Raw genomic sequence first — 14,460 nt, 5'->3', positions numbered from 1 at the left:
AGGCTCAGGAAAGAGCCCGGACCCTGCCTACGATCCGGCCAGGGACCTGCGCTGGTTGCTGCTGCGTCCCTGGCTGCTGGTGAGCCGGCTGCTTGTTGTGGCCTGGCAACTCTCCAGCCTGGGCCTGGTGCTGGTGGTGCAGGGCAACAGCAGGGATGCCGAGGTGCAGAAGCAGTTGGGTCGCAGGATTCTCCATACCCTCACTGCCCTGGGTCCCTGCTTCATCAAGGTGGGCCAGGCCCTCTCCACCCGGCCAGACCTGGTACGACGCGATTGGCTGGACCAGCTCACCCAGCTCCAGGACAACCTGCCCCCCTTCCCCCACGCCATTGCCCTGGCGACGATTGAGAGGGAGCTGGGGGCTCCGGCCGACCAATTGTTTGAGCAGTTTCCCGATTTCCCCGTGGCCGCCGCCAGCCTTGGCCAGGTATACAAGGCCCAGCTCAGCGATGGGCACTGGGTTGCGGTGAAGGTGCAGCGCCCCAACCTGCCCTTGATTCTGCGGCGGGATCTGGTGATCATCCGGCTGCTGGCGGTGCTGACGGCCCCGCTGCTGCCCCTAAACCTCGGTTTCGGACTCGGGGACATCATCGATGAATTCGGCTCCACCCTTTTTGAGGAGATCGACTACAGGCTTGAGGCCAACAACGCCGAAAGGTTCGCCGACCTCTTTGCCAACCAGAGCGAGGTGACCGTGCCCCGCGTTGAGCGGCTCCTCTCCTCAGAACATGTGCTCACCACCCAGTGGATTAACGGCACCAAGCTGCAGGAACGCCAGGCCCTTGAGGCCCGCAATCTCGACCCGGCGGCCCTGATCCGCACCGGCGTGATCGCCGGCCTGCAGCAACTGCTCGAATTTGGCTACTTCCATGCCGATCCCCACCCGGGCAACCTCTTTGCTCTGACGGGAAAAACCGGAGCCCTCGGCCATGTGGCCTACGTGGATTTCGGGATGATGGATTCGATCAGTGACAGCGACCGCCTCACCCTCACCAGTGCGGTGGTTCACCTGATCAACCGCGACTTCCGTGCCCTGGCCCACGATTTCATCTGCCTGGGTTTCCTCAATCCCAAGGCTGATCTGGAGCCGATCATCCCTGCCCTGGAGGATGTTCTGGGCGGGGCCCTCGGTGAAAATGTGGGCAGCTTCAATTTCAAGGCGATCACCGACCGCTTCTCGGAGCTGATGTACGACTACCCCTTCCGGGTGCCGGCCCGCTTCGCTTTGATCATCCGGGCCGTGGTGAGCCAGGAGGGCCTGGCCCTGCGCCTCGACCCGGGCTTCAAGATCATCAACGTGGCCTATCCCTATGTGGCCAGGCGGCTGCTGGCGGGCGACACCAGTGAGATGCGCGAGAAGCTGCTCGAAGTGCTGTTTGACCCCCAGGGGCGGCTGCGCATTGAACGGCTGGAAAACCTGCTGGCAGTGGTTGAGGCTGACCAGAGCGGCGGCACGGCCCTGCTGCCCGTGGCGGGAGCGGGCCTCAAGCTGCTGCTTGGGCAGGAGGGCAGCAGCCTGCGCCAACGGCTGCTGCTCACCCTGGTGCGCGATGATCGGCTCAATACCGAAGACCTGCGCAGCCTGCTGAGATTGCTGCAGCGCACCTTCGGTCCCCAGCGCCTGGCCCAACGACTGATCCAGCGACTGGTGGGTCGAGCCATCCAGCCGGCCAGCCCGATGGCGGCCTGAGCTGCTCAGGTTCCGGGCGGAATCGTGAACCAGGCCATGGCGATCGCCAGGCTGCTGAAGATCACCACCACTACGGGCCAGCTGTTATCGAGTTGCTCTAGCCGGTCCCTCACCAGTGCTTTCTTCTCGGGATCCTCCATCACCTCCATGTCGGCGTAGCGGCGGCCGATCCAGATCACCAGCACGAAGGCCACCAGGGTGACCACATAGGCCACTACATACACCTGGTCCAGGAAGGTGAGAAAGGGCAGAACGGGCAGATCACTGCGGTAGGTCTGCTGCAGGAACACCAGGGTGAGCAGCACGGTCACCGGAATGCTGGCGCGGGCATCTTGCTCATCGGGGCGCACCTTGAACACCAGCAGCACCATCGCCATCAGCACCACCAGCGGCAGCAGCAGGCGCCACACCGAGGCCCAGGCTGAGGTGCCGAAGGAGATCTCAAACAGCACCAGGCTGTAATCGCTTTCGCTGCCACCCTGGCCGAAATTGGTGGCGTACTGGTGACGGTATTCGGCGATTGACCAGCCCTGGTTGAGCCAGCCAAGGATGCGGGCGTTGAAGCCCATGCCGCTGTTGCGGATGTCGGGTTCGAGCCGAAACTGCTCGTAGCTGAGGCTGCCATCGAGATCATTCGCCTCAATCAGCAGCGGCAGGCTGACGCTCATGAAGGGGTAGTGGCGAAAGCTGGCCTGATCGAGCAGATAGCGGCCCCGATAGGTGAATAGTTGGTAGTAGCCCCCATCGTCTAGCCGTTCGTACCCATCTCCGACCGGATCGAGTTCCGGCGGGGCATCGGTGATCAGGGTGTTGAGCAGGGTGATGCGCTCGTCGATCGTGATGCCGGCCTCCTCGAGATAGGCCTGCAGGGCCCCATCCCAGACCATCCAGATGTAGCCGCTGGCGGCATAGCTCGGCACGCTCAGGTCGAGCTCGGAAGTGGTGTTGGCGTACACCCCGAGTTGGGCGTGCAAGGGCGCCGCCTCCAGCGCGTCCTGATCCACCCTGGCTTCGCCGGCATTGAGCAGCTCACCGCGCAGGGTGGTCCAGCCGCTGGGGGGCAGCTGGCGAGGGTCGATAGTTAGGGATCGCGCTGAGGTGGAAAGCCGCAGGGCATCACGGGTCTGCACCGGGGTGATGTCGATGCGGGTGATCGCCACAAAGGCCAGAATCACCGCCAGTAGAAGCGCCAGAGTGGCGAGCAGATTCCAGCGCCGCTGCTTCCGCACCGGTTTCAGGAGGCAGATGGCGTCGACCCTACGCGCAAGACGCAGACTTGCCCTGCTGCTGCTACCCCTGCTCGTACCCCTGCTGGTGCGCTCGGCCCCGGCAGCGCGAGTGCCTCCCAGTGGCCCCAGGGAGCTGGTGATCGGCCAGTCGGCCCCCTTCAGTGGCCCCTCTGCCCAGACGGCCAAGGATTACCAGCAAGGCCTGCTCGCCTGGTTTGCCGAGGTGAACCGGCGCGGCGGCATCCATGGCCGGCGGTTGCGCCTGGTGAGCCTGGATGACGGCTACGACCCCCAGCTCACCCTGGGCAATACGCGCCGGCTGGTTGAGCAGCAGCAGGCCATCGCCCTGATCGGCATTTTCGGCACGGCGAACTCCAAGGCGATCCTTCCCCTGGTGGAGAAGGTGGGGATTCCCTTTGTGGCTCCGCGAACCGGGGCGAGGGCCTTGCTGAAACCCTTTCGCCCCATGGTGTTCAACATGCGGGCCAGCTACCAGGCGGAGATCGATCAGGTGATCGACCACCTGGTGCGGGATGGCCGCCACCAGGTGGCGGTGGTGCATATCCAGGATGCCTATGGGGAAGATGGGCTGCGTTCCAGCCAGGCCGCCCTTGCGCGCCACAACCTGCGGCCCGTGGCCATTGCCGGCGTAAAGCGCAACTCCACTAACACCGCCGCCGCCGCCCGGCAGGTTGTCGCTGCCAATGCCAATGCCGTGCTGGTGATCGCCACCTTCACCAGCTCCGCCTCCCTGAGCCGCGACCTTTCCCGACTCGGCAGCAGGGCCCAGCTGATGAACCTCTCGCCGGTCGGCATCGAGGGTCTGCAGGATGCCCTCCCCGGTGGCCAGGCCAATGGCATCGGCATCTCCCAGGTGGTTCCCTTCCCCTGGAACCGGAGGGTGCCGGTGGTGGCCCAATACCAGCGGTTGATGCAGCGGCAGCAGAAGGAGGCCAGCTATGGCTACTCGAGCCTGGAGGGGTTCCTGGCGGCCCGCTGGCTCACCGCCGCCCTGGAGAAGGCGGGCCCCAACCCCAGCCGCGCAAGGGTGGCGGCGGCCTTCAGGAACCTTCCGAACCTCGACCTGGGCGGCTTCAGGCTGCGGCTCAAGCCTGGCGACAACCAGGCCAGCGATCTGGTGGAGCTCACCTTCCTGGGGTCCCAGCGCTGGGGACCCTGAGCGGGCAGCGCCGCTAGGGTCTCCCCAGCTGTTTTCCTGCCGCCGTGTTCGCTGCGTTGATGCCCGCGCCGATCAACCTCAGCGAGGCCGCCCTGGATCTGGCTCAGGGCGACTACGGCGACCTGGATGCGGCCGAATACCTGCTGGAATACGCCGTGGTGATGCAGCCCCCCTACCTAGTGGCAGGAGTGGGCTTGGCAATTGGTGTTCTCTGCGGCCTCACCTTCGCCAAATTGGTGGAAAACAAGCTTGAAGGCTGGAAACAGGATCGGCTGGCCCTGCTGCCCCTGGGCAGCTACGCCATCACCCTCCCCTACTTCGGGGTGGTAATTGGCATCACCCTGTTCATTGGTGGCAGCCTGCAGGTGTTCGGCTTCTCCGCCGGCGTGGCCTTGCTGGTGTCGTTTGTGCTCTCGATCGCTACCGCTGGAGCCCTTTGGGTGCAGCTGGAGCGGCTGATGGGCCAGGTGGAGGATGGCACCTTCAGTGCCGTGGACTTCGACAACTTCGACCAGTTTTTCTAAACTTCCTTTTGGCTGGGCTCGATGACCAAGGGTGACCCAATGGGCTCCCTGGAGCCCCAGCAAGCAGCCGGGGGGGGCAGCGGATCTGCAGCGCGATCGGCTCACCCGCGGTGGGGGCCGGCTGACGGTTATCACCGCCACCACGGGCGTTTGGATCGTGGATTTGTTGCTGGTGGGCCACCTCAAGAACCGAAAACTGATCAGCCCGGATCTGGATAATCTGGTGCACACAGTTGATTTAGCAGGCACAATTGCCTTCGTCGCCATTACCCTGGGGCTGGCGATCAGCCTGTTTCGCGGCCACAAGCGCGAATTGTTTCGCTGGGCCCTGGTTTACCTGCTGTTTTCCATGGTTCAGGTGATAACCAACGTGTTATCGATGGTGGCGAGTGCAGACCAACACCAGGGAGGTGGCCTGGGCGGGCTTTGGGATGTGGCGGCCGTGTATATGGAAAGTGTGCTGGTGTTTATGTTTGTGTATATCTTCCTCGATGTGAGCACCTCCGGCGGGGCCTTCGTTTGGCCGAGCCGGGAGGGGCAGGCTCCACCCGGCCTCACATCATCGATTACCTGTTTATCTCATTGAATGTCAACTCCACCTATGGCCCTACGTCCGAAGCTGTGATGTCACGGACGGCCAAGTTGGTGATGTCATTGCAGGTGTTGCTGGCAATTCTGATGCTCACCTTGCTGATCGCACGCTCCGTGAGCGCCACCAGTTGATCGGTTGATCGGTTAACCAGTTGACGGGCTACCCAGCTCAGGCGACTAGGTAGCTCTCCAGCATTGGTGAATTGGCGCGTACCCCATCAAGGGCCTTGCGCTCCAGATTGCGGGTTTTGTCGCGGCTCATGCCCAGCACCTTGGCGATCGTGCTCAGGCTCATCGGTTCGCTGTTGCCGCCCTCGGGATTGTCGGCGCAGGGGATGCCGTAGCGCATCTTCAGCACCCGGCCCTGCAGTTCCGGCAGCTGCTCCAGCAGGGCCCGCAGATCGCCCTTGAGGCACTCCCCATCCACCCGCTCCTCGGGCAGTTCGCCATCGCCCGCCAGCAGGTCGATCAGTTCGGTGTCATCGCCGTCGCCCACCTTGGTCTCCAGGCTCACTGGTTGGCGTGCCCGGCAGAGCAGGTCTTTGACCTCCTCCTCCGGCAGCTCCACCGCTTCGGCCAGCTCGGTCACCGTCGGGGTGCGACCCAGCAGCTGGCTCAGCTCCCGCTGGCCCTTCTTGAGCTTGTTGAGGGTTTCGGTGATGTGGATCGGCAGCCGGATCGTGCGGCTCTTCTCGGCAATTGCCCGGGTGATGCCCTGGCGAATCCACCAGTAGGCATAGGTTGAAAACTTGTAGCCCCGGGTGGGGTCGAACTTCTCGACGCCCCGCACCAGGCCGATCGTGCCCTCCTGGATCAGATCCAGCAGCTCCATGTTGCGGCGGGTGTACTTCTTGGCCACGCTCACCACCAACCGCAGGTTGGCCGCCACCATCCGCTCCTTGGCCCGGCGGCCCGCCTGCAGCCGCTTCTTGAGCAAGGGAGCACTCAGACCGGCGGCCTGGGCCAGCTCGGCCTGGCTGGGCTTGGCGCCAAGGCGGCTTTCCAGCTCCAGCTCCAGCTCCTCGAGGGCGACCAACTCCTGCACCTGACGGCCCAGGGTGATCTCCTGCTCGTGACTCAGCAGCGGCACCCGGCCAATGTCACGCAGGTAGCTGCGCACCAGATCGCCTTCTAATGCGGGCATGGCTTGATCAGGGTTGCGAAACTCTTTCGTTTCGCAACCCTACCATCCTTCGCTGGGAGCCAGCATGGGAGTAACGCATGGGTGAATTGGCCGCTGAACGGTTGCAGAAACTGATGGCCGCCGCCGGCCTCTGTTCGCGGCGCCAGGCCGAAACCCTGCTGCGCCAGGGTCTGGTCCAGGTCAATGGCGCCCTGGCCCAGCTCGGCGATCGGGCCGATCTCGCCTCCGACCGAATCAGCGTGCGGGGCCAGGCCCTGGCGGCCAGGCCGGAGCCCATGGTGCTACTGGTCAACAAGCCCGTTGGGGTGCTCTGCAGCTGCCGGGACCCAAGGGGCCGGCCCACGGTGTTGGAGCTGCTGCCAGCCGAGCTGCGCCAGGGCCGGGGGCTCCATCCCGTTGGTCGCCTCGATGCCGACAGCCGCGGCGCGCTGCTGCTCAGCAACCAGGGCGATTTGACCCTGCGCCTCAGCCATCCCCGCTACGGCCATCGCAAGACCTACCGGGTCTGGGTTGAGGGACGGCCGTCGGCCCAGGCCCTGGCGCGCTGGGCTGCCGGCGTCCCCCTGGACGGCCAGCCCAGCCAGCCCGTCGGGCTGCGTCTGATCCAGCAAACCAGCCAGCAAACCAGCCGGGCAACCGAGCTTGAACTGGTCATGGGGGAGGGGCGTAACCGCCAGATTCGTCGCACCGCAGCGCTTCTGGGCCATCCGGTGCTGGACCTGCAGCGCTGGGCGATCGGTTCCCTGCGGCTGGCTGACCTGCCGGAAGGTGGCTGGCGCCGCCTCGACCACAAGGAATTGCAGGCATTAAAATTGCTTTCCTGAACCTCCTCCCCTGACCCAACCTACCCAGTTGCCACCTACGCGCCTGCGGGGTCGCCTTGGCCGCTGGCTGGGGCGAAAATCCCGTTCCCAGCCAGCGGCTGCGCCCGAACCCGAGCTCGACCCCCTGCTGGCGGCCGGGCGTCAGCTGCGGCAGCGGCGGGAGGAGCGGGGTCTGAGCCTGCGGCAGCTGGCCCTCGATACCCGGGTCAGCGCGGCCGTGCTGGAGGCCCTGGAGCGGGGTTGGCCCGATCGCTTGCCGGAGGCCACCTACCTGCGCACGATGCTGCCGCTGATTGAACGGCACCTGGACCTGCCCCCCGGCTGCCTGGATCCCATGTTGGCCAGGGGCAACCAGCAGCAGGCCCGCCAGCAGCGGCAAGGGGATTCACTGCGCTTCACCCCAGGCTCCATAGATGTGTTCACCACCTGGCAGGGCACGGTTCTCTACGGGGTGCTCACCCTGGCCCTGGTCTACGGCTTGAATCTCCAGCAGCAGAAGATTGCGGCCCAGGGGTTGCTGGCCCTGCGACCCATCCCCCCCCTGCCGCCGCAGGAGCAGGTCAAAGCGCCCAGTCCTGAGCAGGCCCTGCTCAAACTCTATCCAGACCTGCGGCCCCTGGAGCTGGCGGCCCGGGGCCAGGCGGCCAGTCAGCTGCGGCGCTGGTAGCGCGCGGCCATCTCGCCGTAGCCCTGCAGCTTGCCCTCCAGGTCGGCGATCGGTTGCTCCAGCCGCCAGGTCCAGTTGCCCGAGCTGGTGCCGGGGGTGTTGAAGCGGGCCCGATCGTCCAGTTCCAGCAGATCCTGGAGCGGCACCACGGCCAGGTTGGCCGGGCTTGCCAGGGCCAACTCGAGCAGCTGCCAGGCCGGTGCCGTGATCGGCGCCCCCACCGCCTCGGCCAGCCTCTGGCGGGAGTCTCCATCGAGGCTCTGCCACCAGCCCACCGTGGTGGCGTTGTCGTGGGTGCCCGTGTACACAACCCAGTGGGGGCCGTGGATGTTGGCCGGCAGGTAGGGGTTGGTCGAATCCCCATTGAAGGCAAACTGGAGGATCTTCATGCCCGGCAGTCCGAAACCGTCGCGCAGGGCCTCCACCGCTGGGGTGATCACGCCGAGATCTTCGGCGATCAGGGGCAGGCGCATACCCTGGCGCAACCAGAGCAGGGTCAGCAGGGGCCAGCCAGGGAACCAGGCCCAATGGCCATGCTCGGCGGTGGTTGCATCGCCGGGCACACTCCAGAAGGCCTGCAGGGCGCGGAAGTGGTCTAGGCGCAACAGATCAAACAGCTCAAACTGACGCTGCAGCCTCGCCATCCACCAGCGGAAGCCGGTTAACAGGTGCAGGGGCCAGCGATAGACCGGCGTGCCCCAGAGCTGGCCCGTCGCTGAGAAGTAATCCGGTGGCACCCCACTCTGGGCCGTGAGACGTCCATCGCCCTGCAACGAAAACAGGGCCGGGTGGGCCCACACGTCGGCGCTGTCGTGGGCCACGTAGAAGGGCAGGTCACCCAGCACCTGCACACCAGAGCGCTCGGCCTGCTTGCGCAGCTGCAGCCACTGGCGCTGGAGCTGCCATTGGAGCAGTTCTTCCGCCAGGAGCCCGCTGGCCTGCTGCGCCGCGATCCGGCGCAGGGCCTGGCCCTGACGCTGGGCCAGGGGCTCGGGCCACAGCCACCAGGGCTGGCCCCCCTGGAGGCGCCGAATCACCATGAAAAGGGCGTGATCGGCCAACCAGCCCCGCTGGCGGCGGCGCCAGCGGGCGAAGGCTTGCTTTTGCTCGGTCGGCTGCGCCGGCCAGCGGCGGGCCAGGGCTTCCCCCATGGCCTGGCTGCGGGCCGGCATGGCGTCGAGATCCAGGCGGCCTGCCCCAGCGGCCGCCCCAGGCAGCATCTTCAGGTCGGCCCACTGCAAAAAGCCCTGCTGTACCAGTTGCTCACCGTCGAGCAGCCAGGGGTTGAGGGCCGAGCCACTGGGGGAGCTGTAGGGAGAGCCGGTGCCGTCGGTGGGGGCCAGGGGCAACAACTGCCAAACCCCGATGCCGTGGCGGCCGAGCAGGGCCAGCCAGTCCTGACAGGCCTGGCCGAAGCTGCCGCAGCCCCCGGGGCCCGGTAGGGCCGTGGGATGGAGCAGTACGCCGGCACGACGCAGGTCGGGGGCCTTCATGTTTTTGGCAGCCGGTAGCGGCTGATGATCTTCTGGGCAAAGGCCGGGATGTGGGCCTCCAGCTTTTCAGGGTGGTTGCGCCGCAACCAGAGGGCGTTGCGGGTGAAGTGGGAATCGATCGAGAAGCGGCCGTATTCCAGGCCCTTCGGTCCGAAGCGCTCCACCACAAGGCCGATCAGCTGGGCCAACCAGAGCGGCAGCTTCACGGCCTTGTCGTAGGCCTCGATGCCCTGCTGCACCGCCGCCTGGCGGTTGCCACTGCTGGTTACCGGAGCCACATCCAGCTCCGCCTCCACCAGATCCAGCAGTTGCTGGCCTTTGGGGTTGCGCACCGTGAGCCATTGGCGCCCCAAGGTCGCACCCATGTAGCCCACCACCAGGTCGGCGCCGGCGTTGGTGTAGTCGAAGCAGCTCAGGCAGCTGGGCGCGAAGACGTCCTTGAGCTTCGGGGTGTCGAGCCCGAAAAACGGCACGGTTTCCTCGCTGCCGTCGCTGTGGCGGAAGTGGATGCGGAAATCCTGCATGAACTCGTAGTGCACCACCGTCTGCGGTGAGCTCACCGTGCTCTCCAGGAAGGTCTGCAGCCCCTGGCGGGACACATTGTCAACGCAGGGTAGGCCCAGCACGTAGAGCTGCTCGAGCGGCAGGGTGGGCTGCACGGCCCGCAGGGCCTGGATCTGGCAGCCCACGCCGATGGCCAGGAGCCGGTGGATGCCGCTGCCGGGCAGCTGCTCGAGCACCTTCAAATTGGGGGAGAGGGTGGGCTTGTTCACCCGGGCGGCGAGCACCTCGGCCGGGGTGCGGGCCAGCTGGGGCACGGGGGTGAAGCGGTCGTCAGGGCTCTGGCCCACACACAACACCGCATCCACCAGGCCCGTTTCCAGGGCAAGCATGCCGATGCGACTGGCGATGCCCGTCCACTGGGCTCCCTCTATGGGCCGCTGCAGCCGAGCCGTGAGCATGCGCTGCTGCACGCCGAAATAGAGCTCGTCGTCGTTTTCCAGGTCGCGGCTGCGGCCGTGGGCTGCCGTTTCCATCGCCTCAAAGCGCTGGGTCAGAAAAGCGCAGCTCTGCTTTACGTAGGCCACCCAGCGGCTGTCGCAGAGGCCGCACTGGCTACACAGATCTTTGGCAGGATAGGTACTTCCCTTGGCCAGGGGCCTTGCCCGCTCATGGGGAGTACTGACAGCCATTACCGGACAGCCCTGGGGCATCAGCAGGGGCCCAACCTATCGGGTGTGGGCCGCAGGGGGGTGGGCCAAAGTGGGCGTCGCTCCGCCTGACCATGGCTCAGAGTTCAGACCAGCCGAAGCGCCGCCGGGGACCGGTGCTGCTGCGACTGGCCATGGCCGGTGCTGGCCTGGCTGTGGGGCTGGGCCTGTTTGCCTGGATCTGGCCCGAACCTGACCGCTCCAGCCAGCTGGTCCAGCAGCTCACCCCAGCCGACCTGGCCAAAGCCCCAAGCCGCAGTGTCACCGTGCTGGTGATCGGCCTGGATAGCGAACGCCCCGCCGATCCCCTCAACCGGGCGGCCCCGCCTGGCCCCGCCAATGCCGATGCCCTGCTGCTGCTGCGGATCAATCCCCAGGGGCCGCTGCAGGTGCTCACCCTGCCGGCAAATCTGTCGGTGCAGATCCCTGGCCAGAGCCGTCCCCAGGGCATTGGCAGCCTCTACCGACTGGGCGGTCCCGCCCTGATCGCCGACGCGGTGAGCAGCCTGGTGAGGCTGGAGCCAGGTGAGCCAGATCGCTATCTGGTGCTGGGTCGAGCCACCCTGCGCAGCCTGGTGGATGGCCTCGGCAGCATCGCCGCCAACCCCAGCCGCTCCCTTCGCTACAGCGACAAAAGCCAGGGCTTCACGATCGATCTGCAGGGTGGGCTGCAACGGCTGCGGGGTAGCCAGGTGGAGCAGCTGGTGCGCTATCGCGATCCCAGCCGCCCGGAGCAGAGCCGCCAGGAAAACCACCAGTTGGTGCTGCGCGCTCTGGTGCGGGAAATGGCCCTGCCCGAGCACCTGGGCCGGCTCACCAGCCTGAGCCAATTTCTGAGCAGGGAGGGCATGGCCACCAACCTCACCCAGGCGGAAACCCTGAGCCTGCTGGCTGCAGGTCTCAGCCGACCTGAAACAGTGCAATTCACAGCCGTGCCCCTTGCCCAGCCAGCACAGGCCCCGCCAGAAGCGGGTCCGCCAGCACCTGCCCGGCCAGGTGTGTCGCCCCTGCGGCAAATCGACCCCGGCGCGGCGGTGCCCCTCTGGCCAGCGGTGACCCCCACTCCCTAGACGCCTGGTGCCTCAGTCGGCTCCGATCTGGCGCCAACGCAGCTCCAGGGCCAGGGCCAGCCCCTCGGCCCCAGTGAGGTTCCCCAGCCAGGGCAGGCCATCCCCGCGGCGAGCGGGGGCTTCCCAGGGGCCATCGGCCTGCACCAACCCCAGTAGGGGCACCCGCCACTGGAGCAGTAGGGCCGTCATCGCCGCCGGCAGCCCACTGTTGAGCTGCTCCCCGGCCAGCAGCAGCAATGCCGGCTGGCGCCAGGCGCCGAGAGCCTCGGCCCAGTGGCCCGCTCCCCCCTCCAGGGGCAGGCCCGGATCGATCGGCAGTGGCACCAGGCCGGGGCCCCGGCCCGCCCGGCCCGCCAGGGCCGCCAGGGCCGCTTGGGGGCTTTCCGGCCGGAGGGGCTCCCACCAGGGCAGCCCGAGGGCCGCTGCCAGGGCCGGTGCGGCCCTGTGTTGCAGTGCCGTCACCGCCATCGCCGCGCCGCCAGCAACCACCACCAGGGGCTGGTCCAACCGAGGCAAGGAAAGCGTCATGGTTGTTTGCACTCAGTAGCCAGTCTCGCTTCTACGATCAGGTGCCAGCCGACGCTTGCGCGCTCGCCGTGACCAGTTTCCTGACCGCTGATCGCGTCGCTCCCCAAGGCAGCCCGATCGAGTCGACCCATGACACCCGGCGGCTGCGGCTGTTCAGTGGCAACTCCAACCAGGCCCTGGCCCGGGAAATCGCCGCCTACCTGGGGGTTCCCGACGGCCCCCGGGTGATCAAACGCTTCGCCGATGGCGAGTTCTACATCCAGATCCAGGAATCGATCCGCGGCTGCGACGTGTTTCTGATCCAGCCCACCTGCGCTCCGGTGAACGACCACCTGATCGAGCTATTGATCATGGTGGATGCCTGTAAACGGGCTTCGGCCCGCCAGGTCACGGCTGTGATCCCCTACTACGGCTACGCCCGCGCCGATCGCAAAACGGCCGGGCGAGAGTCGATCACCGCCAAGCTGGTGGCCAACCTTCTCGCCAAATCCGGCGTCGACCGGGTGCTGGCCATGGACCTGCACTCGGCCCAGATCCAGGGCTACTTCGACATCCCGTGCGACCACATCTACGGCTCGCCAGTGCTGGTGGATTACCTGCGCAGCAAAAATCTCGCCGACCTGGTGGTGGTGTCTCCGGATGTGGGCGGGGTGGCGCGGGCCCGGGCCTTCGCCAAGCAGATGAACGATGCCCCCCTGGCGATCATCGACAAGCGCCGCTCCGGCCACAACGTGGCCCAGAGCCTCACCGTGATCGGTGAGGTGGCCGGCAAGACGGCAATTCTGATCGACGACATGATCGACACCGGTGGCACAATCTGCGCCGGAGCCCGGCTGCTGCGCCAGCGCGGCGCCATCAGGGTGCTGGCCTGCGCCACCCATGCGGTGTTTTCGCCACCGGCCATCGAGCGGCTGTCCGAGCCTGGCCTGTTTGAGGAGGTGATCGTCACCAACAGCATTCCCCCCAGCGAAGACTGCAAATTTCCCCAGCTGCAGGTGCTCTCTGTGGCCAACATGCTGGGTGAGGCCATCTGGCGTATCCACGATGAGAGCTCGGTGAGTTCGATGTTCCGCTGAATTCGCCAGCGTAGAAACCCGTTGAAACCCGCCCCCCTGCGTCGCTTCGCCCGGCTGAAGGCCTTCCTGCCAGCCGCGGTGAGCCTGGTGCTCACCCTGCCCTGGGCCCTGGCCCCGCTACCTCTGCTGGCCCAGAGCCAGCCGGCCCCATCCCGCCGCATCGGCGTGTGGCTCACCAATAGCCCCAGCCCCCTCTACTACGACCCTGCCCGGATAGACCGGGCGGTGAGGGAGCTGGCCGATGCGGGCTTTAACACCCTCTACCCGAATGTGTGGAGCCGGGGAGCCACCTTCCACAGCTCCCGCCATGCGCCGATGGAGCCTGCCCTGGCCAAGGCCAACCCCAATCTCGATCCCATCTGCCGCTTCACCCAGGCCGCCCACCGGCGCGGGCTCCAGGTGATTCCCTGGTTTGAATATGGCCTGATGGAGCCGGCCGATGCCGCGGTGGTGGCCCAAAATCCCGATTGGGTGCTGCAACGCCGCGACGGCAGCAGCGAGATGGCGATGCACGGCAAGCCGATGGTGTGGCTTAACCCCGCCCACCCGGGGGTGCGGCAACGTTTTCTCGGCCTGATCGGCGAGATCGTGCAGCGTTGCAACGTTGACGGCATCCAACTCGACGACCATTTCGCCTGGCCGGTGGAGCTGGGCTATGACCCGTTCAGCCGTGCCCGCTACCTCGCCGAAACGGGCCTCGAACCGCCCGATGACCACACCGAACGGGCCTGGATGCGCTGGCGGCGCCAGCAGCTCACCGGACTGCTGCGGGAACTGCGCAGCCAGCTGAAGCGTTCGGGCACCTTGATCAGCCTCTCGCCCGGGCCCTTTCGCTTTGCCTACAACCACTGGCTGCAGGACTGGGAGCTCTGGGCCCTGGGGGAGCTGATCGACGACCTGGTGGTGCAGAACTACGCCTACTCGTTGATGGGGTTCGAGAAGGACCTCAACCAACCGGCCCTGGTGAAGGCGCGCAGCTGGGGCATGCCGGTGGAGATCGGCATCCTGGCGGGCTTCGGCGGCCGCACCTCGGCCATGGCCACCCTGGCCCAGAAAGCCCAGCTGGCCACCAGCCGCGGCCACGGGGTGATCTATTTCTACTGGGAGGGCTTGTGGGGCCTGCATGCCGGCGAGGAAGGGGGGGCCTACCGCCAGGCCGCCTTCCGCCAGCTGCACCAGAGCCTCAGCGGTCCGCTGCGGCCGCCACCACCTTTGCCACTGCCCCGGCGCTGA

At 66.5% G+C, this 14,460-nt stretch carries 14 protein-coding genes; 9 read left to right on the top strand and 5 right to left on the bottom strand.

Annotation, left to right across the window (positions count from 1 at the left end; genetic code table 11):
• Positions 1–46: 46 nt before the first annotated feature.
• Positions 47–1,690, top strand: a complete 1,644-nt coding sequence (locus H8F27_RS02060; protein ID WP_370594484.1) for an ABC1 kinase family protein — start codon at positions 47–49, stop codon at positions 1,688–1,690.
• Between the two features lie 5 nt (positions 1,691–1,695).
• Here H8F27_RS02060 and H8F27_RS02055 read toward each other — a convergent pair whose 3' ends face one another.
• Entirely contained in the window at positions 1,696–2,919 is a 1,224-nt protein-coding gene (locus H8F27_RS02055) for a hypothetical protein (protein WP_231596456.1), read from the bottom strand.
• A gap of 16 nt (positions 2,920–2,935) precedes the next feature.
• Here H8F27_RS02055 and H8F27_RS02050 point away from each other — a divergent pair, with 16 nt between their 5' ends.
• The 3 genes from H8F27_RS02050 (at position 2,936) to H8F27_RS02040 (ending at position 5,209) form a co-directional block, all read left to right on the top strand.
• Positions 2,936–4,099 carry an ABC transporter substrate-binding protein gene (locus tag H8F27_RS02050; protein WP_231596455.1) on the top strand — a complete coding sequence of 388 codons (1,164 nt, stop codon included), beginning with the start codon at positions 2,936–2,938 and terminating at the stop codon, positions 4,097–4,099.
• 59 nt (positions 4,100–4,158) lie between these two features.
• Positions 4,159–4,623 carry a hypothetical protein gene (locus H8F27_RS02045; RefSeq protein ID WP_197150905.1) on the top strand — a complete coding sequence of 155 codons (465 nt, stop codon included), beginning with the start codon at positions 4,159–4,161 and terminating at the stop codon, positions 4,621–4,623.
• Positions 4,624–4,780: 157 nt separating this feature from the next.
• Positions 4,781–5,209: a hypothetical protein gene (locus H8F27_RS02040; protein ID WP_197150904.1), complete on the top strand. Its 429-nt coding sequence runs from the start codon at positions 4,781–4,783 to the stop codon at positions 5,207–5,209.
• Positions 5,210–5,383: 174 nt separating this feature from the next.
• On the opposite strand, the gene H8F27_RS02035 is transcribed toward H8F27_RS02040, so the two are convergent.
• Entirely contained in the window at positions 5,384–6,358 is a 975-nt protein-coding gene (locus tag H8F27_RS02035) for an RpoD/SigA family RNA polymerase sigma factor (protein ID WP_197150903.1), read from the bottom strand.
• An 86-nt stretch (positions 6,359–6,444) separates the two neighbouring features.
• On the opposite strand from H8F27_RS02035, the gene H8F27_RS02030 reads away from it, so the two are divergent.
• Positions 6,445–7,182: a pseudouridine synthase gene (locus H8F27_RS02030; protein WP_197153300.1), complete on the top strand. Its 738-nt coding sequence runs from the start codon at positions 6,445–6,447 to the stop codon at positions 7,180–7,182.
• Positions 7,183–7,210: 28 nt separating this feature from the next.
• Entirely contained in the window at positions 7,211–7,849 is a 639-nt protein-coding gene (locus tag H8F27_RS02025) for a helix-turn-helix transcriptional regulator (protein WP_231596454.1), read from the top strand.
• Here the strand turns inward: H8F27_RS02025 and malQ are convergent.
• Together malQ and H8F27_RS02015 are read right to left on the bottom strand one after the other, a co-directional pair.
• Positions 7,831–9,342 (bottom strand): 4-alpha-glucanotransferase, encoded by a 1,512-nt coding sequence (gene malQ, locus H8F27_RS02020; protein WP_197150902.1) that lies wholly within the window; start codon positions 9,340–9,342, stop codon positions 7,831–7,833. The two genes, H8F27_RS02025 and malQ, sit on opposite strands and share 19 nt — an antisense overlap.
• Positions 9,339–10,535, bottom strand: a complete 1,197-nt coding sequence (locus H8F27_RS02015) for a Coenzyme F420 hydrogenase/dehydrogenase, beta subunit C-terminal domain (RefSeq protein WP_197150898.1) — start codon at positions 10,533–10,535, stop codon at positions 9,339–9,341. Before H8F27_RS02015 ends, malQ begins: the two co-directional genes overlap by 4 nt.
• 92 nt (positions 10,536–10,627) lie before the next feature.
• Between H8F27_RS02015 and H8F27_RS02010 the strand changes: the two genes are divergently transcribed.
• Entirely contained in the window at positions 10,628–11,623 is a 996-nt protein-coding gene (locus H8F27_RS02010) for an LCP family protein (protein WP_197150891.1), read from the top strand.
• A gap of 12 nt (positions 11,624–11,635) precedes the next feature.
• Here H8F27_RS02010 and H8F27_RS02005 read toward each other — a convergent pair whose 3' ends face one another.
• The gene (locus H8F27_RS02005; RefSeq protein WP_197150889.1) at positions 11,636–12,151 is read right to left on the bottom strand and encodes a hypothetical protein; all 516 of its coding nucleotides are present in this window, start codon (positions 12,149–12,151) and stop codon (positions 11,636–11,638) included.
• A gap of 68 nt (positions 12,152–12,219) precedes the next feature.
• Between H8F27_RS02005 and H8F27_RS02000 the strand changes: the two genes are divergently transcribed.
• Both H8F27_RS02000 and H8F27_RS01995 read left to right on the top strand, forming a co-directional pair.
• Positions 12,220–13,227 carry a ribose-phosphate pyrophosphokinase gene (locus H8F27_RS02000; RefSeq protein WP_197150887.1) on the top strand — a complete coding sequence of 336 codons (1,008 nt, stop codon included), beginning with the start codon at positions 12,220–12,222 and terminating at the stop codon, positions 13,225–13,227.
• A 21-nt stretch (positions 13,228–13,248) separates the two neighbouring features.
• Positions 13,249–14,460 carry a glycoside hydrolase family 10 protein gene (locus H8F27_RS01995; RefSeq protein ID WP_197150886.1) on the top strand — a complete coding sequence of 404 codons (1,212 nt, stop codon included), beginning with the start codon at positions 13,249–13,251 and terminating at the stop codon, positions 14,458–14,460.

This window comes from Synechococcus sp. CBW1108 (assembly GCF_015840335.1).
Lineage (GTDB): Bacteria > Cyanobacteriota > Cyanobacteriia > PCC-6307 > Cyanobiaceae > Cyanobium_A.
The sequence above is the reverse complement of the archived record's forward strand: the minus strand, read 5'-3'. Positions and strand labels throughout refer to the sequence as shown.

Excerpts from the sequence above, each read along its gene's own strand:
- H8F27_RS02050 (WP_231596455.1), top strand. The coding sequence starts at position 2,936 with ATGGCGTCGACCCTACGCGCAAGACGCAGACTTGCCCTGCTGCTGCTA.
- H8F27_RS02045 (WP_197150905.1), top strand. The coding sequence starts at position 4,159 with ATGCCCGCGCCGATCAACCTCAGCGAGGCCGCCCTGGATCTGGCTCAG.
- H8F27_RS02035 (WP_197150903.1), bottom strand. The coding sequence starts at position 6,358 with ATGCCCGCATTAGAAGGCGATCTGGTGCGCAGCTACCTGCGTGACATT.
- malQ (WP_197150902.1), bottom strand. The coding sequence starts at position 9,342 with ATGAAGGCCCCCGACCTGCGTCGTGCCGGCGTACTGCTCCATCCCACG.
- H8F27_RS02015 (WP_197150898.1), bottom strand. The coding sequence starts at position 10,535 with ATGGCTGTCAGTACTCCCCATGAGCGGGCAAGGCCCCTGGCCAAGGGA.
- H8F27_RS02010 (WP_197150891.1), top strand. The coding sequence starts at position 10,628 with ATGGCTCAGAGTTCAGACCAGCCGAAGCGCCGCCGGGGACCGGTGCTG.
- H8F27_RS02005 (WP_197150889.1), bottom strand. The coding sequence starts at position 12,151 with ATGACGCTTTCCTTGCCTCGGTTGGACCAGCCCCTGGTGGTGGTTGCT.